Annotated in this window: 20 protein-coding genes; 17 read left to right on the top strand and 3 right to left on the bottom strand. The window is 61.5% G+C overall.

Annotation, left to right across the window (positions count from 1 at the left end; all coding sequences use genetic code 11):
• Window positions 1-31 precede the first annotated feature (31 nt).
• From GJU48_RS22100 to GJU48_RS22090, 3 genes are read left to right on the top strand one after another with little or no spacing between them, the layout of a single operon-like run.
• Window positions 32-1,057, top strand: a complete 1,026-nt coding sequence (locus GJU48_RS22100) for an aminoglycoside phosphotransferase family protein (RefSeq protein WP_094951407.1) — start codon at window positions 32-34, stop codon at window positions 1,055-1,057.
• Window positions 1,054-1,731, top strand: coding sequence for an N-acetylmuramate alpha-1-phosphate uridylyltransferase MurU (gene murU / locus GJU48_RS22095; RefSeq protein ID WP_094951408.1), 678 nt, complete (start codon window positions 1,054-1,056; stop codon window positions 1,729-1,731). Before GJU48_RS22100 ends, murU begins: the two co-directional genes overlap by 4 nt.
• Before the next feature lies 1 nt (window position 1,732).
• Window positions 1,733-2,500: a TerB family tellurite resistance protein gene (locus GJU48_RS22090; RefSeq protein ID WP_094951409.1), complete on the top strand. Its 768-nt coding sequence runs from the start codon at window positions 1,733-1,735 to the stop codon at window positions 2,498-2,500.
• 137 nt (window positions 2,501-2,637) lie between these two features.
• Here the strand turns inward: GJU48_RS22090 and GJU48_RS22085 are convergent, their stop codons facing one another.
• Window positions 2,638-3,612 carry an alpha/beta hydrolase family protein gene (locus GJU48_RS22085; protein ID WP_094951410.1) on the bottom strand — a complete coding sequence of 325 codons (975 nt, stop codon included), beginning with the start codon at window positions 3,610-3,612 and terminating at the stop codon, window positions 2,638-2,640.
• Between the two features lie 77 nt (window positions 3,613-3,689).
• On the opposite strand from GJU48_RS22085, the gene GJU48_RS22080 reads away from it, so the two are divergent.
• The 10 genes from GJU48_RS22080 (at window position 3,690) to trpE (ending at window position 15,458) form a co-directional block, all read left to right on the top strand.
• Window positions 3,690-5,684 (top strand): PAS domain-containing sensor histidine kinase, encoded by a 1,995-nt coding sequence (locus GJU48_RS22080; protein WP_094951411.1) that lies wholly within the window; start codon window positions 3,690-3,692, stop codon window positions 5,682-5,684.
• A gap of 18 nt (window positions 5,685-5,702) precedes the next feature.
• Window positions 5,703-6,332, top strand: a complete 630-nt coding sequence (locus tag GJU48_RS22075; RefSeq protein WP_094951412.1) for a response regulator — start codon at window positions 5,703-5,705, stop codon at window positions 6,330-6,332.
• 202 nt (window positions 6,333-6,534) lie between these two features.
• Window positions 6,535-7,647, top strand: a complete 1,113-nt coding sequence (locus tag GJU48_RS22070) for an ABC transporter ATP-binding protein (protein WP_094951413.1) — start codon at window positions 6,535-6,537, stop codon at window positions 7,645-7,647.
• Window positions 7,648-7,690: 43 nt separating this feature from the next.
• Window positions 7,691-8,731 (top strand): ABC transporter substrate-binding protein, encoded by a 1,041-nt coding sequence (locus tag GJU48_RS22065; RefSeq protein ID WP_094951414.1) that lies wholly within the window; start codon window positions 7,691-7,693, stop codon window positions 8,729-8,731.
• Between the two features lie 158 nt (window positions 8,732-8,889).
• Window positions 8,890-10,137, top strand: a complete 1,248-nt coding sequence (locus GJU48_RS22060; protein ID WP_094951415.1) for an ABC transporter permease — start codon at window positions 8,890-8,892, stop codon at window positions 10,135-10,137.
• 12 nt (window positions 10,138-10,149) lie between these two features.
• On the top strand, window positions 10,150-10,974 hold the full coding sequence (locus tag GJU48_RS22055) for an ABC transporter permease (protein ID WP_010206955.1): 825 nt from the start codon (window positions 10,150-10,152) through the stop codon (window positions 10,972-10,974).
• A gap of 211 nt (window positions 10,975-11,185) precedes the next feature.
• Window positions 11,186-12,334 carry an iron-containing alcohol dehydrogenase gene (locus GJU48_RS22050; RefSeq protein WP_094951416.1) on the top strand — a complete coding sequence of 383 codons (1,149 nt, stop codon included), beginning with the start codon at window positions 11,186-11,188 and terminating at the stop codon, window positions 12,332-12,334.
• Window positions 12,335-12,418: 84 nt separating this feature from the next.
• Window positions 12,419-13,093 (top strand): ribulose-phosphate 3-epimerase, encoded by a 675-nt coding sequence (rpe, locus tag GJU48_RS22045; protein WP_034116070.1) that lies wholly within the window; start codon window positions 12,419-12,421, stop codon window positions 13,091-13,093.
• Complete coding sequence (locus tag GJU48_RS22040; RefSeq protein ID WP_094951417.1) at window positions 13,090-13,908, top strand: phosphoglycolate phosphatase; 819 nt, start codon at window positions 13,090-13,092, stop codon at window positions 13,906-13,908. The genes rpe and GJU48_RS22040 overlap by 4 nt, the downstream gene beginning before the upstream one ends.
• A gap of 68 nt (window positions 13,909-13,976) precedes the next feature.
• A complete protein-coding gene (gene trpE, locus GJU48_RS22035) occupies window positions 13,977-15,458 on the top strand; it encodes an anthranilate synthase component I (protein WP_094951418.1) in 1,482 nt (493 codons plus the stop codon).
• A gap of 123 nt (window positions 15,459-15,581) precedes the next feature.
• Here trpE and estP read toward each other — a convergent pair whose 3' ends face one another.
• Window positions 15,582-17,504, bottom strand: coding sequence for an esterase EstP (gene estP / locus GJU48_RS22030; protein WP_094951419.1), 1,923 nt, complete (start codon window positions 17,502-17,504; stop codon window positions 15,582-15,584).
• Between the two features lie 423 nt (window positions 17,505-17,927).
• Between estP and GJU48_RS22025 the strand changes: the two genes are divergently transcribed.
• The 4 genes from GJU48_RS22025 to GJU48_RS22010 all read left to right on the top strand — a co-directional run bounded on the left by GJU48_RS22025 (window position 17,928) and on the right by GJU48_RS22010 (window position 21,243).
• Window positions 17,928-18,521 carry an aminodeoxychorismate/anthranilate synthase component II gene (locus GJU48_RS22025; RefSeq protein ID WP_094951420.1) on the top strand — a complete coding sequence of 198 codons (594 nt, stop codon included), beginning with the start codon at window positions 17,928-17,930 and terminating at the stop codon, window positions 18,519-18,521.
• Between the two features lie 9 nt (window positions 18,522-18,530).
• Window positions 18,531-19,580: an anthranilate phosphoribosyltransferase gene (gene trpD / locus GJU48_RS22020; protein ID WP_094951421.1), complete on the top strand. Its 1,050-nt coding sequence runs from the start codon at window positions 18,531-18,533 to the stop codon at window positions 19,578-19,580.
• The gene (trpC, locus tag GJU48_RS22015) at window positions 19,577-20,413 is read left to right on the top strand and encodes an indole-3-glycerol phosphate synthase TrpC (RefSeq protein WP_094951422.1); all 837 of its coding nucleotides are present in this window, start codon (window positions 19,577-19,579) and stop codon (window positions 20,411-20,413) included. The genes trpD and trpC overlap by 4 nt, the downstream gene beginning before the upstream one ends.
• Before the next feature lie 134 nt (window positions 20,414-20,547).
• On the top strand, window positions 20,548-21,243 hold the full coding sequence (locus GJU48_RS22010) for a lipoate--protein ligase family protein (protein ID WP_094951423.1): 696 nt from the start codon (window positions 20,548-20,550) through the stop codon (window positions 21,241-21,243).
• Here the strand turns inward: GJU48_RS22010 and crp are convergent.
• Window positions 21,240-21,884, bottom strand: a complete 645-nt coding sequence (gene crp / locus GJU48_RS22005; RefSeq protein ID WP_094951424.1) for a cAMP-activated global transcriptional regulator CRP — start codon at window positions 21,882-21,884, stop codon at window positions 21,240-21,242. The two genes, GJU48_RS22010 and crp, sit on opposite strands and share 4 nt — an antisense overlap.
• Between the last annotated feature and the right edge of the window lie 103 nt (window positions 21,885-21,987).

Below are 21,987 nucleotides of genomic sequence, written 5' to 3'. Positions count from 1 at the left end.
TTGACGGCTAGCGCCGTCGGAGACCCTTGTAATGCCCGAGCAAGATCTACGTTTACAACAGCTGAAAGTCTGGCTGGATGAGCAGTTGCCAATCCTTTTCAACGCTCAGGACTGGGGTGTCGTACCTCCGGCCACGTTGACCGCGGCCAGCAGTGACGCGAGTTTCAGGCGTTACTTCCGGTGGGAAGGCGGTGGGCGAAGTTTCGTCGTCATGGACGCGCCGCCGCCCCAGGAAAACTGCAAACCTTTCGTCGATATCGCTGATTTACTGGCGAAATCAGGAATAAATGTTCCAAAAATTTATGCAGAAGATTTGCCCCGCGGCTTTATTTTGCTCAATGACCTGGGTAAAAAAACCTATCTGGACGTGATTGACGAGCAAAACGCCGATCAATTGTTTGCCGATGCCATCGACGCGTTGCTGGCTTTTCAGCAATTGCCGATGGACACGCCGCTGCCCAGCTATGACGTCGCCTTGTTGCGCCGTGAGCTGGAATTGTTTCCGGAATGGTACGTGCGCCGGCACCTGGGCATCGATTTCGACGCCCAGCAGCAGGCTCTCTGGCAGCGCGTCAGCGACCACTTGATCGACAGCGCCCTGGCTCAGCCCAAAGTGCTGGTGCATCGCGACTATATGCCGCGCAACCTGATGATCAGCGAGCCGAACCCCGGCGTGCTGGATTTCCAGGACGCGGTCTACGGCCCGGTCACCTACGACATCACCTGCCTGTTCAAGGATGCATTCCTCAGCTGGCCCAAGGCACGTGTACGTGAATGGCAGCGTGGCTACTGGGAGCGTGCCGGGCAACTGGGCATTCCGGTGCAGGCCGACTTTGCAGCGTTCCTGCGGGCCAGCGACCTGATGGGCGTGCAGCGCCACCTTAAGGTGATCGGCATCTTTGCGCGTATCTGCCATCGCGACGGTAAGCCGCGCTACCTGGCCGACGTACCGCGCTTCTTTGCTTATATAGAGGCGGTGCTGGCAGACCGGCCGGAGCTGGACGAGCTGGGCGAACTGCTCGCCAGCCTGCGCCAACCTGTCGAGGCGGGCGTATGAAGGCCATGATCCTGGCGGCCGGCAAGGGCGAGCGCATGCGCCCGCTCACCTTGCACACGCCCAAGCCGCTGGTGCAGGCGGGCGGCAAGCGGTTGATCGAATATCACCTGGAAGCGCTGGCCAAGGCCGGTTTCAGCGAAATTGTGATCAACCATGCCTGGCTCGGCCAGCAGATCGAAAGCTACCTGGGCGACGGTGCGCAGTTTGGCCTGCGCATCCAGTATTCCGCCGAAGGCGAGCCGCTGGAAACCGGAGGCGGGATTTTCAAGGCGTTGCCGCTGTTGGGAGATGAACCCTTCCTGCTGGTTAATGGTGATGTCTGGACGGACTTCGACTTTGCCAGCCTGCTCAACAAACCGTTGGAAGGGCTTGCCCACCTGGTCATGGTCGACATGCCTGACCATGCGCCTACTGGTGGCGACTTCTATTTGAGCGGCGGCTTGCTTCATGATGCGGCGCCCGGTGCCGATAACCTGACCTTCAGTGGCATCTCAGTGCTCGACCCTCAATTGTTCGCGGGTTGCAGTGCCGGTGCCTTCAAGCTGGCGCCGCTGTTACGGGTGGCCATGGCCAAAGGTCTGGTAACGGGGGAACACATGACAGGACGCTGGATTGATGTCGGCACGCTGGAGCGTCTGGCGCAGGTTGAAACCTTGCTGACTGCGGGGCAATAAGATGTTGTGGCCAGGGACACTGATCGGTGCCGGGGCTGGCTTTGCCATTGCCAGTATTCCGGGGGCCTTATTGGGGGCATTGCTGGGGCAGGCGCTGGATCGCCGCCTCCAGTTGCAAAGTTGGGCGCAACTGCGCGAGCGCCTGGGCGGGCGCCCGGCGTTGCGCAATGACGAACTGTTGTTCGTGCTGTTAGGGCGTCTGGCCAAGAGTAATGGCCGCGTGGTGGATGGGCATATCCAGCAGGCGCGCCAGGAAATGCGCGCGCTGGACATGACTGAGCACGCCCAGCGCCGGGCGATCAGCGCGTTCAATCGCGGCAAGTCCGGTTCCGACCGGGTGCGTAATTATCTGCGTGTGCTCAAGGCTCAGCCCCATGCCGCCGAAGGTGTGTTGCGCGCGTGTTGGCGCATGGCCTGGGCGGACGGCAAGGCGGATAACGCCGAGCGCGACTTGATCGACCTGTGGGGCAAGTGGCTCGGCTGGACGCCGCAACAGCTTCAGGCACTGGCGGCCGATTACGTGCGCGAGCGCAAGCCGTTGGCCAATCGTGCCGGAGCTTATCAGGACGCGATGCGGGTACTGGGAGTAACGTCCACCACCGAGCCGACCGTGATCAAACGCGCCTATCGCCGCCTGCTCAGCCGCCACCACCCGGACAAGATTGCAGGCACTGGCGCCAGCCCAGCGCAGGTGCGCGAAGCGACCGAGCGAACCCGAGAGTTGCATAACGCCTATGCATTGATTCGCGAGCGCCGAGATTTTCGCTAGCCGCCACAAATCCTGAGTTGCTAACCCAATTAGTGTGAGAGCTGGCTTGCCAGCTCCCACACTAATTGGAGTATCAAGCCAAGATCACTCGGCGGCAGCGCGGCTCCTCCCACACTAATTGGAGTATCAAGCCAAGATCACTCGGCGGCAGCTTGCGGGCTCAACCACCCGCGAATCCGTCGATACAACTGCTCCTGCTCGGCAGCACTGTTGCCGGGCAGGGTCTTGAGTGACACCTGCTTATACCCTTCATTCTTCCCACGCTTGGCGGCGTGGGCGCGCGCGAGTGCGTTTTTGCGCTCCAGGGCGCCGTCTTGGTAGAAGACATCCGCCGTCGGCACTTTCAACGCGGGGGCCAGTTGTTGCAGGTCTGGCTGGCGACCGGCAGGCGCTTTGCCGGCCACCATCACCAACTTCTGCACTTGGGCCGGTTGTTTCTCGCTCAGGTAACGCGCGGCCCACCAGGCGCCCGTGCCATGGCCGAGCAGCACCACGCTGCGTGCGCTCTGGGTCTGGGCAAAGGCGACGGCAGCGTCGATGCGATCGAAGATGCGCTTGGCGTCGGTCTTGTCCTGTTCATCTGCGCCCGGCACTACCGCCGGATCGGTGCCCTCGGCTTCGGCGCTGGCGGCCTGTTCGATAGGTTTGGCGGCGGTGCTGCCGTCTTTGCTGCTGGTGTCGACGGCGGCCTTGGGCGATTCCATGACGCGTGGCGGCAAGGTGTCGACGTTCACGTCCGGCAGCGACAGGCTGAGTGTGCCCCAGTTGGCATCGGGCAATTTGCGTCGCAACGGTGCGATTGCTTGCGGCCAGTCAGCACTTTCGCCGGCGCCCGGCACGATAATCACCACGCCTTCGGGCTCGGCGCTGTTGGCCGGTTTCCACAAGGCCAGAAATGAATCGCTGCCGGCCTGCAATTGTTGCTGTTCCTGTTGCGGAACCTGGCGCTCCAGGGCGTTGGCTTCTTCCTGGCTGCGCTCGGGCAGGGGTTGGCGTTCAGCCGGTTTGTCGGCAGCGGGTGCCGGCGCGTCGGCGGCCTGAACAGAAAAGGCGCTGGTAAATAGCAGCGACAGGCACAATGCTGGCAGTGCCGAACGGTGGATAAAGGGCATCGTTAATTCCCGGCCAGAAGTGATTCCAGCAGCCTAATGGGTTGGTCAGTATTTGTCAGTGATGTGAGACGTGGATCATGGGTTTTCGCTGTCTGCTGGTTATCGGCGGTTTGTGCTTTGCCTTGATGGCGAATGCCGCGCCTGCGCCTGTTGCACCACAGGCGCAGCTCAATGCACCGCAGCGTGAATGGCTGGCCGAGCACCCGGAGCTGCGCGTGGGCGTGGTATTGCAGGCGCCGTACGCGCAATACGATCGGCGCCTGCAGCGTTTGTCCGGGGCCAATGTCGAGTTGATGCAGTGGCTGGCCAAGGCGCTGAACATCGAGCTGACGTGGCGTAACTTCCCCAGCCAGGAACAACTGGAAACCGCTGTGCGCGACGGCGAGGTGGATATTGCCCCCGGCCTGCAGCAAACCCCGGCCGGCTTGCGCCTGTGGTTATTCAGCGACCCTTATATGCGCGTGCCCCAGCATATCGTCGGTATCCGCGAGGGCAGCGGCGCGGTGGAGCTGGAGAAACTCGACGAACTGTCCCGCGTTGCCGTGCGCATGCCCAGCGCTGTGGCCGATTACCTGCGCAGCAATTATCCCAACCTCAACCTGCAAGGCGTGCCCATGGAGCGCCAGGCGCTGCAATTGCTGGTCAGCCAGCAAGCGCGTTATGCCGTGGTGGATGAGGCACAGTTGAGTCGGTTGTCCGGCGAGGCGGAGTTTGCCGGGCTAGCAGTGGTCGGCGATATCGGCCTGCCGCAACTGCTGCGCGTGGCCACCCGCCGCGAATGGCCTGCGCTTGCCGGCATCATGCAAAGCGCTTTGCGCGCGATACCCGCTCGCGACCTCGATCAATTGCACAGCCGCTGGCTGCAACCCAAATACCCACGGCTGACCGAATCGCCGGGACTGTGGCAAAACCTTAGCCTGCTCTTGGCGATGTTCTTGCTCGCCAGCCTGGCGGTGGTGTTCTGGCAGCGCCGTCACCAGCGCGTGCTGGAACACAGCCTGCTGGCCGCCCGGGAAGAAAGCGCCGCCCGCGCCGCCGGCGCCGAAGCCTTGCGCTTGACGCAGTTCTCCATTGATCAAAGCACCGTGGGCATCTTGTGGGTCAATTGGGACAGCCATGTGCGATACGCCAACCGCGCCGCCGAGACCATGCTGGGCTACGGCCCCGGCGCGTTGATCGAGCGACCGCTGATCGATTTCGACCCGACCTTGAACATGGACCGCTGGCTCAACATGTGGAAGCGTGCGCGTGCCAGCGAAGAAGGCGCGCAAACCTTCGCCGCCGATTGCGTGCGCGCCGACGGCAGCATCCTGCCGGCCGATGTGTCGCTGAGCTTTTTGCGCTTTGCCGAAGGCGAGTACCTAGTGGTCTACCTCAATGACGTCACCGAGCGCCGCCGTTACGTGGCCGCGTTGCAGCAAAGCGAAACACAATTACGCGAACTCTCGGCCCACCTGGAAACCGTGCGCGAAGAAGAAAAGGCGCGCATCGCCCGTGAAGTGCACGACGAACTCGGGCAGATGCTCACGGTGCTCAAGCTGGAAACCTCGATGTGCGAGCTGGCCTATGCACAACTGGACCCAGGCCTGAACGAGCGCTTGAACAGCATGAAGCGCCTGATCGCCCAGCTGTTCCAGCTTGTCCGGGACGTGGCGACCGCACTGCGCCCACCGATTCTCGACGCGGGCATTGCCTCGGCCATTGAATGGCAGGCCCGCCGCTTCGAAGCCCGCACACACATCCCTTGCCTGGTCCAAGTCCCGGATAACCTGCCGGCCCTGAGCGATGCCAAGGCCATTGGCCTGTTCCGCATCCTGCAGGAGGCGCTGACCAATGTGATGCGCCATGCCCAGGCGCATACTGTCGAGCTGACCTTGAGCGTGGAAGGCGCCGACCTGCGGCTGACCATCAGCGATGACGGCATCGGTTTCGTCGAAACCCAGGGCCGCCCGGTGTCCTTTGGCGTAGTCGGTATGCGCGAGCGCGTATTGATGATGGGTGGGCAACTGAGCCTGCACAGCGAACTGGGGGAGGGCACGACCTTGAGTGTCACGGTGCCGTTGGATGCATAACCCTAAGAGGAAGCCCCTGTGATTCGTGTACTGGTAGCCGAAGACCACACCATCGTCCGTGAAGGCATCAAGCAATTGATCGGCCTGGCCAAAGACCTGCTGGTGGTCGGCGAGGCCTGTAATGGCGAGCAGCTGCTCGAGACCTTGCGCCATGTGCAGTGCGAGGTGGTGTTGCTGGATATCTCGATGCCCGGTGTGAATGGCCTGGAAGCCATCGCGCGTATCCGTGCACTGAGCCATCCGCCGGCGATTCTGGTGTTGTCGATGCACGATGAAGCGCAAATGGCCGCCCGCGCCCTGAAGGTCGGGGCGGCAGGGTATGCCACCAAGGACAGCGACCCGGCGCTGCTGCTGACGGCGATTCGCAAGGTCGCGGCAGGCGGGCGCTATATCGACCCGGACCTGGCCGACCGCATGGTCTTTGAAGTCGGCCTCACCGATACGCGGCCGCTGCATTCATTGCTGTCGGAGCGCGAGTTCTCGGTGTTCGAGCGCCTGGCCCAGGGTGCCAACGTCAATGACATCGCTCAGCAACTGGCGCTGAGCAGCAAGACCATCAGCACCCATAAGGCGCGGTTGATGCAAAAGCTCAATATCACTTCATTGGCTGAATTGGTGAAGTACGCCATGGAACACAAGCTGTTGTGACCCCGTGATCGTTCCCGCGCTATGCATGATCCGGAGCTCGCCCCTTGTCGCTGCCCTGTCCCATCCCCGCCATACGTGTAGGGCAATCCCTACCCCGAACCTTCTATCCTACTGATGCGATTCTCTCCTGGCCCCCGATTTCCGGGGCCTCGCGCCTGGACTACGCTTGTGCCACAGCAGTCCAAAACAAAAAGGTGCGGGTATGAGCGAGGCGGATTCAAATGATGTGCTGGTCAGCTTTCGTGGCGTGCAGAAAAGCTACGACGGCGAGAACCTGATCGTCAAAGACCTCAACCTGGAGATTCGCAAGGGCGAGTTCCTCACCCTGCTCGGGCCCTCTGGTTCGGGCAAGACCACCAGCCTGATGATGCTCGCCGGCTTCGAGACGCCGACCGCCGGTGAAATCTTGCTGGCCGGGCGTGCCATCAATAACGTGCCGCCGCACAAGCGCGACATCGGCATGGTGTTCCAGAACTATGCGCTGTTCCCGCACATGACCGTGGCCGAGAACCTGGCATTCCCGCTGTCGGTGCGCGGCTTGAGCAAGACCGATGTCAGCGAGCGGGTCAAACGCGTGCTGAGCATGGTCCAGCTGGATGCCTTCGCCCAGCGCTACCCGGCGCAACTCTCCGGCGGCCAGCAACAGCGCGTGGCCCTGGCCCGGGCGTTGGTGTTCGAACCGCAACTGGTGCTGATGGACGAGCCCCTCGGCGCGCTCGACAAGCAACTGCGCGAACACATGCAGATGGAGATCAAGCACCTGCACCAGCGCCTCGGCGTGACCGTGGTGTACGTGACCCACGACCAGGGCGAAGCCTTGACCATGTCCGACCGCGTGGCGGTGTTCCACCAGGGCGAGATCCAGCAGATCGCCGCGCCGCGCACCTTGTACGAAGAACCCAAGAACACCTTCGTTGCCAACTTCATCGGCGAGAACAACCGCCTCAACGGCCGCCTGCACAGCCACACTGGCGAGCGCTGCGTGGTGGAGCTGGCGCGCGGTGAGAAGGTCGAGGCACTGGCGGTGAATGTCGGCCAGATCGGTGGCCCGGTGACGTTGTCGGTACGCCCGGAGCGCGTCAGCCTCAATGGCTCCAGCGAATCGTGTGTGAACCGTTTCTCCGGGCGCGTGGCCGAATTTATCTACCTGGGCGACCACGTGCGTGTGCGCCTGGAAGTCTGCGGCAAGGCCGATTTTTTTGTGAAACAACCGATTGCCGAGCTGGACCCAGCCCTGGCGGTCGGCGACGTGGTACCGATTGGCTGGCAAGTCGAGCACGTTCGCGCACTCGACCCACTTCTAGAGGCGAATTGATCGCCCCCTGGCTTCACCAACCCTGCACGTGGAGAGAACAACAATGTTGAGATCCCTGAAATATTCAGCGCTGGCCATCGGTTTGATGGGCGCGACACAGGCCATGGCAGGCCCGGACCTGACGGTCGTGTCCTTTGGTGGCGCGAACAAGGCGGCCCAGGTTAAGGCCTTCTATGCACCGTGGGAAAGCGCGGGCAACGGCAAGATCGTCGCCGGTGAGTACAACGGTGAAATGGCCAAGGTCAAAGCCATGGTCGACACCAAGAGCGTGTCCTGGGACTTGGTGGAAGTGGAGTCGCCGGAACTGTCTCGTGGCTGTGACGAAGACATGTTCGAGCCGCTCGACCCGAAACTGTTCGGCAATAGCGCTGACTACGTGAAGGGCGCAATCCAGCCCTGCGGCGTGGGCTTCTTTGTGTGGTCCACCGTGCTGGCGTACAACGCCGACAAGCTGACCTCTGCACCGACCAGTTGGGCGGACTTCTGGGATACCAAGAAATTCCCAGGCAAGCGCGGCCTGCGCAAGGGCGCCAAGTACACCCTGGAATTCGCCTTGATGGCGGACGGTGTGGCACCCAAAGACGTGTACAAAGTGCTGGCCGGTAAAGACGGCCAGGACCGCGCGTTTAAGAAACTCGACGAACTCAAGCCGTCGATCCAGTGGTGGGAAGCCGGCGCCCAACCGCCGCAGTACCTGGCCTCTGGCGACGTGGTCATGAGTTCGGCCTATAACGGCCGTATCGCGGCCGTGCAAAAAGAAAGCAACCTGAAAGTGGTGTGGAACGGCGGCATTTATGACTTTGATGCCTGGGCCATTCCAAAAGGCCTGGCCAAGGACCGCGCCGAAGCGGCGAAGAAGTTCATCGCCTTCTCGGTGCAGCCACAGCAACAGAAGATCTACTCGGAAAACATCGCCTACGGTCCGGCGAATACCCAGGCCGTGCCGTTGCTGGCCAAAGATGTGCTGAAGGATATGCCGACCACGCCGGAGAACATCGCCAATCAGGTGCAGATCGACGTGAGCTTCTGGGCGGATAACGGCGAGCAGCTCGAGCAGCGCTTCAATTCCTGGGCGGCCAAGTAACCCCGCATAACCCCCTGTGAAAGCAGGCTTGTGTGGGAGCAGGCAAGCCAGCCCCCACAAAAAAGCCCGCCCGACAGGCTTGTGTGGGAGCAGGCAAGCCAGCCCCCACAAAAAAGCCCGGCCCACAGGGGATCCTTAGAAGATTTCCGGAGTTAGCCATGGCCATCGCCGTTCCCTCCAACGAGGTCAACAGCCCCACCCTCAAGCAGCGCCTGGCGCGTGCCGAGCGGCTCAACCGCTGGAAGGCCCAGGCCTTGATTGCGCCGCTGGTGCTGTTTTTGCTGCTGGTGTTCCTGGTGCCGATTGTTGCGCTGCTCTACAAAAGCGTCGGCAACCCGGAAGTGGTGGGCGGCTTGCCGCGCACCGTGGTGGCGGTCAAAACCTGGGACGGCCGTGGCCTGCCGGCTGAGCCGGTGTACCAGGCGCTGAGCGAAGACCTGGGCGAGGCGCGTAAAAACCAGACCTTGGGCGACCTGTCCAAACGCTTGAACATGGAACTGGCCGGCTACCGTAGCCTGCTGACCAAAACTGCGCGGGCGCTGCCGTTCACTCAAGCGCCGGCCTCTTATAAAGAAGCGTTGGAAAGCCTCGACGAACGCTGGGGCGACCCGGCGTACTGGCAGGCGATCCGGCGCAATACCAGCAGCCTCACGCCGTACTACCTGCTGGCAGCGGTTGATCACCGCATCGATGACCTGGGCGAAGTGGCCCCGGCCACGCCCGATCAGGCGATCTACCTGGACATCTTCGCCCGCACGTTCTGGATGGGCTTGGTGATCACCTTCGTCTGCCTGCTGCTGGCGTATCCCTTGGCCTACCTGCTGGCTAACCTGCCGGCACGCAAAAGCAACCTGCTGATGATTCTGGTGTTGTTGCCGTTCTGGACCTCGATTCTGGTGCGAGTGGCGGCATGGATCGTGCTGCTGCAGTCCGGGGGGCTGATCAACAGCGCGTTGATGGGCATGGGCCTGATCGATAAACCCATGGAGCTGGTGTTCAACCGCACCGGGGTTTACATCTCGATGGTGCACATCCTGTTGCCGTTCATGATTTTGCCGATCTACAGCGTGATGAAAGGTATCTCGCCCACGTATATGCGCGCGGCGATTTCCCTGGGTTGCCACCCGTTCGCCAGCTTCTGGCGCGTGTATTTCCCGCAGACCTATGCCGGTGTCGGCGCCGGTTGCCTGCTGGTGTTCATCCTGGCGATTGGTTACTACATCACCCCGGCGCTGCTCGGCAGCCCGAACGACCAGATGGTCAGCTACTTCGTGGCGTTCTACACCAACACCAGCATTAACTGGGGCATGGCCACGGCGTTGGGCGGCTTGTTGCTGCTGGCGACGGTGGTGTTGTACCTGATCTATAACCGGCTGGTGGGCGCCAGTCGCCTGCGCCTGAGCTGAGGAGACCTAGCGATGCTGAGCCCTTATATGTCACCGGTGGAACGGGTGTGGTTCTACAGCTTGCGGATCCTGTGCGGCTTGATCCTGCTGTTCCTGATCCTGCCGGTGCTGGTGATTATCCCGCTGTCGTTCAACAGCGGCAGTTTCCTGGTGTACCCGCTGCAAGGCTTCTCGCTGCATTGGTATCAGGACTTTTTCGCCTCGGCCGAGTGGATGCGTGCGCTGAAGAACAGCGTCATCGTCGCCCCGGCGGCCACCGTGCTGGCCATGGTCTTCGGCACCTTGGCGGCAATTGGCCTGACGCGCGGCAACTTCCCCGGCAAAGCGCTGGTGATGGCCTTGGTGATTTCGCCGATGGTGGTGCCGGTGGTGATTATTGGCGTGGCCAGCTACTTGTTCTTTGCGCCGTTGGGCTTGGGCAACAGCTTCTTTTCGCTGATCGTGGTGCACGCGGTGCTGGGCGTGCCGTTTGTGATCATCACCGTGTCGGCGACGTTGCAGGGCTTTAACCATAACCTGGTGCGGGCGGCGGCCAGCCTGGGCGCTTCGCCCTTGACCGCGTTTCGCCGGGTGACCTTGCCGCTGATCGCGCCGGGGGTGATCAGCGGGGCACTGTTTGCCTTCTCAACGTCCTTCGATGAAGTGGTGGTGACGCTGTTCCTCGCCGGCCCGGAGCAAGCGACCCTGCCTCGGCAGATGTTCAGCGGCATCCGTGAAAACTTAAGCCCGACGATTGCGGCGGCGGCCACGTTGCTGATTGCCTTCTCGGTGCTGTTGTTGCTGACCCTTGAATGGCTACGAGGCCGCAGCGAGAAACTGCGTACTGCTCAGGTCTAACTGTGGAAACCCGATCAAATGTGGGAGCTGACTTGTCGGATCGCCGCACCGCTGCGATAGCATCACCTCGGTTTGCCTGTAACGCCGAGTCGCCCGCATCGCAGGCAAGCCAGCTCCCACATTGACCGAGCCATTCAGCCCCTGAATGCTAGGCAACCCAAAATACCCAGCTATCCTTGTGCCAGCCCATCATTAATAAGAGGCCGCGCACATGAGTACCTCCTCATTCAAGATCGCCCACAAGCTGCTGACCGGCGCTGGCGCCATCGAGCAGCTCGCCTTTGAGCTCACCCGCCTGGATGTGGATAACCCGCTGATCGTCACCGACGCCGCGCTGGTTAAGTCCGGCACCGTGGCGCTTGCGCTGGAACACTTGGGCGAACGGCCCTATGAAATATTCGACCGCGTGCTGCCCGACCCTGAAATCGCCATCGTCGAGGACTGCATGCGCGCGTACCGCGAAGGTGGGCATGACGGCCTGATCGGCGTGGGCGGTGGCAGTGCCATCGACATCGCCAAGAGCGTTGCGGCCTATGCCGGTTACCACGGCGCGCTGGCGGACTTGTTCGGCGTCGACCAAGTGCCGCGCAAAGGGCCACCGTTGATCGCCATCCCCACTACCGCCGGTACCGGCTCGGAAGTGACCAATGTGGCGATCCTCTCCGACAAGGCCGCACAACTGAAAAAAGGCATCGTCAGCGATTACCTGCTGCCGGACGTCGCGTTGATCAGCCCGCAAATGACCCTCACGTGCCCGCGCAGTGTGACCGCCGCCAGTGGCGTGGATGCCATGGTGCATGCCATCGAATCCTACCTGTCGCTGAATGCCTCGCCGATCACCGATGCCCTGGCCATCGGCGCGATCAAGCTGATCGCCAAGGCGCTGCCCAAGGCTTACGCCAACCCGGCCAACCTGCAGGCCCGCGATGACATGGCCACCGCCAGCCTGATGGCCGGCATGGCGTTCGGCAATGCCGGGGTGGGCGCGGTGCATGCGTTGGCGTACCCGCTGGGCGGGCGTTTCAATATCGCCCACGGCGTGAGCAATGCGCTGCTGCTGCCCTACGTGATGCACTGGAACAAGCTGGCGTGTGTGGAGCGCATGCGCGACATTGGCGAGGCCATGGGCGTGAATGTCAGTGGTTTAAGCGTTAATGATGCCGCCGACCAGGCCGTCGAAGCGATGACGCGACTGTGTGCCGCAGTGGAGATCCCGTCAGGCCTGCGCAGCTTCGGTATTCCCGAGGACGCGATCCCGGCCATGGCCACTGAAGCGGCGGGCATTGAACGCTTAATGCGCAACAACCCGCGCAAGCTCAGCGCGGCGGATATCGAGAAAATCTACCGGGCGGCTTACTAACCGTTGAGTTAGGTCACGGTGCGCGCAGCAAAGCATGAGGTATACAATGCGCGCCATCGTGATTTAGCTCAAAAAAGGTGCGTCATGCAGCCCTTCGTTATCGCTCCATCGATTCTCTCCGCCGATTTCGCCCGTCTGGGTGAAGAAGTGGACAAGGTGTTGGCCGCCGGCGCCGACTTCGTGCACTTCGATGTCATGGACAACCACTACGTGCCCAACCTGACCATCGGCCCGATGGTCTGCGCGGCGCTGCGCAAGTACGGCATCACTGCGCCGATCGATGCGCACCTGATGGTCAGCCCGGTGGACCGTATCGTCGGTGACTTCATCGAGGCCGGCGCGACCTACATCACCTTCCACCCGGAAGCCACGCTGCACGTCGACCGCACCTTGCAACTGATCCGCGAAGGCGGCTGCAAGGCGGGCCTGGTGTTCAACCCGGCCACCCCGCTGAGCGTGCTTGAATATGTGATGGACAAGGTCGACATGGTCTTGCTGATGAGCGTCAACCCAGGCTTCGGCGGGCAGAAATTCATCCCTGGCACCCTCAACAAGCTGCGCGAAGCCCGCGCGCTGATCGACGCGTCCGGCCGGGATATCCGCCTGGAAATCGACGGTGGGGTCAACGTCAACAATATCCGCGAAATCGCCGCCGCTGGCGCTGACACCTTCGTGGCCGGCTCGGCGATCTTCAACGCCCCGGACTACCAGGAAGTCATCGACAAGATGCGTGCCGAACTGGCGCTGGCGCGTCCATGAGCGGCTTTGAGCAGCTGTTCCCCGGCAAACTGCCACGGCTGGTGATGTTCGATCTGGACGGTACCTTGATCGACTCGGTGCCGGACCTGGCGGCAGCGGTGGACCAGATGCTGCTCAAGCTGGGGCGCAAGCCTGCGGGTGTTGAGTCGGTGCGTGAGTGGGTCGGCAACGGCGTGCAGATGCTGGTGCGCCGGGCCCTGGCCAATCACATCGATGCCGAAGGTGTCGATGAGGTGGAGGCCGAACACGCCCTGGAATTGTTCAACGCCGCCTATGAGGACGGCCACGAGCTGACCGTGGTTTACCCCGGTGTGCGCGACACCCTCAAATGGCTGCACAAGCAAGGCGTGGAAATGGCCCTGATCACCAACAAGCCGGAGCGTTTTGTCGCGCCGCTGTTGGATCATATGAAAATCGGCCGGTATTTCCGCTGGATCATCGGCGGCGATACCTTGCCGCAGAAGAAACCCGACCCGGCGGCGCTATTCTTTGTGATGAAAATGGCCAATATCCCGGCTTCCCAGTCGTTGTTTGTCGGTGATTCGCGCAGTGATGTGCTGGCCGCCAAAGCCGCAGGCGTGCAGTGTGTGGCGCTCAGTTACGGCTATAACCATGGCCGGCCGATCGCCGAAGAATCACCGGCACTGGTGATTGATGACCTGCGACGGCTAATCCCCGGTTGCTTGGGAGCGGGCGCTGAGATAACGTTGGCCGACATCGAACCAACCCCTTCTGGAAACGCCATCGTGGTGGTCACTCGCAAACTCTGGATGAAAGTCATCAAGGCCCTGGCCCGCTGGCGTTGGCGCGCCTGACTGATCCTGGCCGCGCTGCGGCACGTTTGCACACCTGACCGTTTGACCCTCATGCCACGAGGCACCTCATGATCCGCGAAGAATTCCTGCGTTTGGCCGCTGCCGGCTATAACCGTATCCCCTTGGCCTGCGAAACCCTGGCCGACTTCGATACGCCGCTGTCGATCTATTTGAAGCTGGCCGACGAGCCCAACTCCTACCTGCTGGAATCGGTACAAGGCGGCGAGAAGTGGGGCCGTTACTCGATCATCGGCTTGCCGTGCCGCACCGTGCTGCGGGTGCATGATCACCACGTGAGCATCACGCTGGATGGCGTCGAGATCGAAAGCCACGACGTTGAAGACCCTCTGGCTTTCGTCGAGGCATTCAAAGCGCGTTACAACGTGCCGACCATCGCTGGCCTGCCGCGCTTCAACGGTGGCCTGGTGGGGTATTTCGGCTACGACTGCGTGCGCTACGTGGAAAAACGCTTGGGCAAATGCCCGAACCCGGACCCGCTGGGCGTGCCGGACATTCTGTTGATGGTCTCTGACGCGGTGGTGGTGTTCGACAACCTTGCCGGCAAGATGCACGCGATTGTACTCGCTGACCCTTCCCAGGCGGGCGCCTTCGAGCAAGGCCAGGCCAGCCTCGAAGCGCTGCTGGAAAAACTGCGCCAGCCTATCACCCCACGTCGTGGCCTGGACCTCAGCCGCCCTCCGGCCGCCGACCCGATATTCCGCTCCAGCTTTACCCAAAACGACTACGAACGCGCCGTCGACACCATCAAGGAATACATCCTCGCCGGTGACTGCATGCAGGTGGTGCCGTCGCAACGCATGTCCATCGACTTCAAGGCCGCGCCGATTGACCTGTACCGCGCGCTGCGTTGCTTCAACCCGACGCCATACATGTACTTCTTCAACTTCGGCGACTTCCACGTGGTGGGCAGTTCGCCGGAAGTGCTGGTGCGGGTCGAAGACAACCTGATCACCGTGCGCCCGATCGCCGGGACGCGCCCGCGTGGCGCCACCGAAGAAGCTGACCTTGCGCTGGAAGAAGACCTGCTGAGCGACGACAAGGAAATCGCCGAGCACTTGATGCTGATCGACCTGGGCCGTAATGACACCGGCCGCGTTTCGGAAATCGGCTCGGTGAAGCTGACCGAGAAGATGGTCATCGAGCGGTATTCCAACGTGATGCACATTGTGTCCAACGTCACCGGCGAGCTGAAAGAAGGGTTGACCGCCATGGACGCGCTGCGGGCGATTCTGCCGGCGGGCACCTTGTCGGGCGCGCCGAAGATTCGCGCGATGGAGATCATCGACGAACTGGAGCCGGTCAAACGCGGTGTGTATGGCGGTGCCGTGGGCTATTTCGCCTGGAACGGCAACATGGATACCGCGATTGCGATCCGCACCGCCGTGATCAAGGACGGCGAACTGCATGTGCAGGCCGGCGGCGGGATTGTGGCTGACTCGGTGCCAGCGCTGGAATGGGAAGAAACCCTGAACAAGCGCCGCGCGATGTTCCGTGCGGTGGCGTTGGCCGAGCAAACTCCGCAAAACTGAGATCAAAATGTGGGAGCGGGCTTGCCTGCGATAGCATCACCTCGGTCTACCTGATACACCGAGGTGTCTGCATCGCAGGCACGCCAGCTCCCACATTGGGTTTGCGCTGGTTTCAAGACCGCATCAGAAATCCAGACTCACCCCCACACTCACCCCTTGCTGGGTCAGGCTGTCATCCTTCCTCACGTTATACGCCGCCCGTAACGCCAGCTCCTGAGTCAGCTTATGGCTGACACCCACACTCAAGCGATCCGAATTGCTGCGTGGCGTGTAGCCATCCAGTTTGAAATCGATCCCTTGCACGCTGTTGAGCGACATCTTCACCTTTTGGGTGTCGTTTTCGAACTCATGCTCGTGAGCCACTTCGCCAAACACCTGGGTTTGCGGGGTGACGCGGTAGCTGCCCTGCAGGCCTACGCCCAGGCGCTTGGAGTCGCGTTGTTGATCATCGAAGGTCAGCGCGGTAGAGCGGTTGTCTTTTTCCGAATAGCCGTTCACTTCGACCCGCGCATAGTCGGCGCTGACGAACGGTGACAAGTGCCAGTCGCTGCCGGCCCCGGCGATGTCATAACCCACGCGGCCGCTCAAGGCCCAGAGCCAGCCGTCGGTGTCGCCTTTTTCCGAGCCTTCGCCGACGCCCAGGGCGAACTTGCGCTTAAGGCTGTCGAAGTCCAGCTTGCCGCCGGTCAGTGCGGCATCGGCCCACCAGTGATTTTGCTGATATTGCGCGAACGCGGTGCCCATGTAGCTGTTGAGCTTGTAGTTTGAATCGCTGGCGCCTGCTTCGAGTGTCTGTCGATACAGGCCGGCGGCCACGCCGACGCGCCAGTTTTCGTCGAGCCGGTAGCTGCCGCCGACGTTCAGGTTATAGCCACTGCCGTCACCGCTGGCCGAGCTGCTTTGATCATCGAAGTCCAGGTGCTGGCCGCCGCCGGCCACAATCGCGCGCCATTGGCCGACCGCTTGCCAGCTACCGTTGTCGGCCTGCCACTGGTTGCGCAGTTCATCTTGGTGGGCGCGCAAGGTGCCTTGGGCCATCTCCGGCAGCAAGGTCAGTTCCCATGGCGCTGCCAGCAGTGAATAGGCGTAGTCGGCGATCAAGCGTTGCCCGGCGATGGTGGGGTGGACCGAGTCGTTGTAGATCAGCTTGGTTGGGTCCGGGTGGGTGCCGCCAATGCCGTAGGTCGGGTTGGCGGTGCAGCTGTTACCGCTGAAGCAGGTGCCGGTGAGGTTTTGCCCGGTGGCCAGGCCGAAGCGGGCAGGGTCGGCGAAGGTTTCCTTCAGCAGCAGCGGAATATTCAGCGGGATGATCTGCGCGTCGATCTGTGACAGGCGCTGCACCAGTGACTGGTTGAAAATGTTACTCAGGGCCGAGCTTGCTGCCTGCGCCGGCGTGCCATTGATGGCTGGGGTCAGGCCCAGGTCAGGCAGCATCCACACCATGATGTAGCGCGCGCCGGCTTGTTGCAGGGCTTGGGCGCTGTCTGCCAGCCGGCCGCCGGCGGCAACAGCCTGGCCCGGGCTGAGAACGCGCCCTTGCAGGAAGTCGTTACCGCCACCGGAGAGGAAGTACAGCGCGTTCGGGTCGGCCCGCCCGCCGTTTGCTGGCAGATAACCCTGGCGGCTGCGCAAAACAGTGCCGCCACCTGGGTTGCCCGGCGGAATCGCCGCGTTGGAGACTGAGGTGATGGAGTCCAGAATGTTGTCGGTGCGGTAGCCGCCCACTGCCCAGTTGTTGCCGTCAGGCAAGCCTTGGGCTGCGCGAACCGGCGAGGTGGAGGCGTTCAGGTCGTTTGGCGCTACGCCCAGTTTCGAACCCAGTAAGGTCGATGAAACCAGGCCGTAGTCGCCCTGAAACGTGGGGCCGGTGCGGTTGGTAAAGCGCAGGGTGGCGCCGTTCGAACCATCCGGGAACTGGCCGGCGTCAGCCAGGCTGTCGCCAAAGACGATCATGGTTGAGTACGGCGAAGGGGCTGCCAATGCCTGCGCGCAGGCCAGTGACAGGAGACAGCCGGCCAGGGGCGCGAAAAACGGTGGTCTGAGCATGCGAAATTCCATTTAGTTGTTTTTGTATCGGAAGCGAAACACTAGCAATGTATTGCGAGAATTCGACGAAGAAAACCGTTTTTTCCTATAAAGATTCCGTCGTGATTTCCCCGTATTCGCTGCTCCATATTGCACCGCTGGCGAGGCTACGTTACTGTGCCTGAACGTATGAATGAGACCCTCCCCGTGTTGATCATCAGCAAACTCTTGATGCGAGTAGTCAAGGCACACGCCCGTTGGCGTTGGCGCGCCTGACATTTTTCTCTGCCGGCCCGGCCGGACCTGTACCGATTTGCCTTCTTCACCCGTTGTTTGACGCCCCTTGTCGGCTAACCCTGGCAACCGGAACGTGCGTCTGGCAGCGGGTCACTCTCTTGGAAGGCGGTCATTTGAAATCAGTGAATTCAAGAGGTTTGAACCCACATGTTGCTGATGATTGATAACTACGACTCCTTTACCTACAACGTTGTGCAGTACCTGGGTGAACTCGGTGCCGAGGTCAAGGTGGTGCGCAACGATGAACTGACGGTCGCCGAAATCGCCGCCCTGAACCCGGAGCGCATCGTGGTTTCGCCTGGCCCTTGCACGCCGACTGAAGCCGGTGTGTCCCTGGAAGCGATCAAATATTTCGCCGGCAAGTTGCCGATCCTGGGCGTGTGCCTGGGCCACCAATCCATCGGCCAAGCCTTTGGCGGTGATGTGGTGCGCGCGCGCCAGGTGATGCATGGCAAGACCAGCCCGGTGTTCCATAAGGACCTCGGTGTATTCCACGGCCTTAACCTGCCGGTGACGGTAACCCGCTACCACTCGCTGGTGGTCAAGCGTGAGACCCTGCCGGAGTGCCTGGAACTCACCGCCTGGACCCAACTGGAAGACGGCTCGGTCGATGAGATCATGGGCCTGCGCCACAAAACACTGAATATCGAAGGGGTGCAATTTCACCCCGAGTCAATCCTGACCGAGCAGGGCTACGAGCTGTTCGCTAACTTTCTCAAGCAGAGCGGCGGCACGCGCTAAGGACTTTCCATGGATATCAAGACTGCCCTGAGCCGTATCGTCGGCCACCTGGACCTGAGCACCGCTGAAATGAGCGATGTGATGCGCGAGATCATGACCGGCCAATGCACGGACGCGCAGATCGGCGCGTTCATGATGGCGATGCGCATGAAGAGCGAAAGCATCGACGAAATCGTCGGCGCCGTGTCGGTGATGCGTGAGCTGGCTGACAAGGTCGAACTCAAGACCCTCGACGGTGTGGTCGATGTGGTCGGCACCGGCGGTGACGGTGCGAATATTTTCAACGTGTCGACGGCGTCCTCCTTTGTGGTCGCGGCCGCCGGCTGCACCGTGGCCAAGCACGGTAACCGTGCGGTCTCCGGCAAGAGCGGCAGCGCCGACTTGCTGGAGGCGGCCGGCATCTACCTGAACCTGACGCCGGTACAAGTGGCGCGCTGCATCGACAGCGTCGGAATTGGCTTCATGTTTGCCCAGTCCCACCACGGCGCGATGAAACACGCCGCCGGCCCGCGCAAGGACCTTGGCTTGCGCACCCTGTTCAACATGCTCGGCCCGCTTACGAATCCGGCCGGTGTGAAACATCAGGTGGTCGGCGTGTTCAGCCAGGCGCTGTGCCGCCCGCTGGCCGAAGTGTTGCAACGCCTGGGCAGCAAGCATGTGCTGGTGGTGCACTCCAAAGACGGCCTGGACGAATTCAGCCTGGCGGCCCCGACCTTTGTGGCGGAGCTGAAGAACGACGAAGTCACCGAATATTGGGTTGAGCCCGAAGACCTCGGCATGAGAAGCCAGAGTTTGCATGGCCTGTCGGTGGAAAGCCCGGCGGCCTCGCTGGAGCTGATTCGTGATGCCTTGGGGCGTCGCAAAACAGAAAACGGCCAGAAAGCTGCCGAAATGATCGTACTGAATGCCGGTGCGGCACTCTATGCGGCAGACCATGCCTATAGTCTTAAAGAAGGTGTCGCGTTGGCTCATGATGCGCTGCACACCGGCCTGGCTCGCGAGAAGCTCGAAGAACTCGGGGCATTCACCGCAGTATTCAAGATGGAGAATGAAGGATGAGTGTGCCGACCGTTCTGGAAAAGATCCTGGCCCGCAAGGCTGAAGAAGTCGCTGAGCGCCGCGCACGCGTCAGCCTGGCTGAGTTGGAAGGCCTGGCGAAAAGTGCCGATGCACCGCGTGGTTTTGCCAATGCCCTGATTGCCCAGGCCAAGCTCAAGCAGCCGGCCGTGATCGCCGAGGTCAAGAAGGCCTCGCCGAGCAAAGGTGTGATCCGTGAGCACTTTGTGCCGGCTGACATTGCCGTCAGCTATGAGAGGGGCGGCGCAACCTGTCTGTCGGTACTGACCGACATCGACTTCTTCCAGGGTTCCGACCTGTTCCTGCAACAGGCCCGCGCTGCGTGCAAGTTGCCGGTAATCCGCAAGGACTTCATGGTCGACCCCTATCAAATCGTCGAAGCCCGTGCCTTGGGCGCCGATTGCGTGCTGCTGATCGTCTCCGCACTGGATGACGTGAAGATGGCTGAGCTTGCGGCCGTGGCCAAAAGCGTCGGCCTGGATGTGCTGGTGGAAGTGCACGACGGCGATGAGCTGGAGCGTGCACTGAAAACCCTCGACACACCGTTGGTGGGGGTCAATAACCGTAACCTGCACACGTTTGAAGTCAGCCTGGAAAACACGCTGGACCTGCTGCCGCGTATTCCACGTGACCGCCTGGTGATTACCGAGAGTGGCATCGTCAACCGCGCTGATGTGGAGCTGATGGAAATCAGCGGTGTGTATTCGTTCCTGGTGGGCGAGACCTTTATGCGCGCCGAGAACCCGGGGGCGGAACTGCAGCGTTTGTTCTTCCCGGAGCGCGGTGTGGCGGTTAGCGGCTCCACCCTGGATTAATTTGAAACACAGTCAATGTGGCAGCTGGCTTGTGTGGGAGCTGGCTTGCCTGCGATAGCATCACCTGGGGAACCCGGCTCCCACACTTGCCGGCTCCCACATTTGGAATGGGTTTGCGCAGTGAGGATGGCGCAATGATTAAGCCAGTCGCGATGACCGTTGAAGCAGGCCTCGCCGCCGAGCAAGAACTGCTGGCAGCTGTTTGCGCCGGTGAGCAGGCATTTGGACTGTTGTTCTGGCAGCCCAGTGATCAAGCATTGGTGATGCCGCGCCGCTTGAGCCGCCTGCCGGCGTTCGACGCCGCCAGCCAAGTATCAGACGAAGCCGGCTGGCCGGTATTGCTACGGGAAACCGGCGGTGAGCCGGTGCCGCAATCTGCCGCGACCGTCAATATCGCCTTGGTGTACGCGCCGCCGCGCAGCGAAGGCGATCAGGGCCGCATCGAAACCGGCTACCAGCGTTTGTGCCAGCCGATTTGTGACTTGCTGATCGAGTTGGGCGGCGATGCGTCCGTCGGTGAAATCGACGGTGCGTTCTGCGACGGTCGCTACAACGTCAACCTCAATGGCCGAAAAATGGTGGGCACTGCCCAGCGCTGGCGGCAGAGCGGTGGCCGCCCGGTGGGGTTGGTGCACGGTGCGTTGTTGCTGGATAACGACCGCGAGGCGTTGATTGCGGCAGTCAATCGCTTCAATGAAGCGTGTGGCCTCGACCAGCGAGTGCGTGCCGACAGCCATATCGCACTGCACGAAGCATTCCCCGCGCCGGATGCGATCAGCCGGCTGGATACCTTGTACCGGCAGATGCTGGCCGGTTTTGTGCCGGGTTAACGCGTCCCGAACACCACCATTGTCTTGCCTTTGACGTGCACCAGGTTGCGTTCTTCCAAGTCTTTGAGCACGCGCCCGACCATTTCCCGTGAGCAGCCGACAATACGCCCGATTTCCTGGCGTGTGACTTTGATCTGCATGCCGTCCGGGTGGGTCATTGCGTCAGGCTGTTTGCACAGTTCCAGCAGGCAACGCGCCACGCGGCCGGTGACGTCAAAGAACGCTAGGTCGCCGACTTTGCGTGTGGTGTCGCGCAGACGTTGGGCAATCTGACCGCTCAGCGCGTAGAGAATGTCGGGATCATGTTGGGCCAATTCGCGAAATTTCGCGTAACTGATTTCGGCAACTTCGCACTCAATCTTGGCGCGCACCCAGGCGCTGCGTTCCTGCTCTTTACCGGCTTGTTCGAATAGCCCTAGTTCGCCGAAGAAATCCCCGGTATTGAGGTAGGCGATGATCATCTCGCGGCCGTCTTCGTCCTCGATCAGGATGGTGACCGAGCCCTTGATGATGAAGAACAGTGTTTCGGAGCGTTCACCCGCGCAGATGATGTTGTGCTTAGCCGGATAACGTCGGCGTTGGCAGTGCATCAGCAGCTTGTCGAGGTTCTTGATCTTGGGTGTGGGAGTAAGAGCAACCATGGTTGTATCCCGAAAAGACTGCACGGTGTGGTTGGATTTATTTTTATCCAGCGGGGTGGGCATTGATACACGCTGTACAAAGGATGGCAATGCGCCATTGAAT

The organism is Pseudomonas sp. IB20 (assembly GCF_009707325.1).
Taxonomy (GTDB): domain Bacteria; phylum Pseudomonadota; class Gammaproteobacteria; order Pseudomonadales; family Pseudomonadaceae; genus Aquipseudomonas.
The sequence above is the reverse complement of the archived record's forward strand: the minus strand, read 5'-3'. Positions and strand labels throughout refer to the sequence as shown.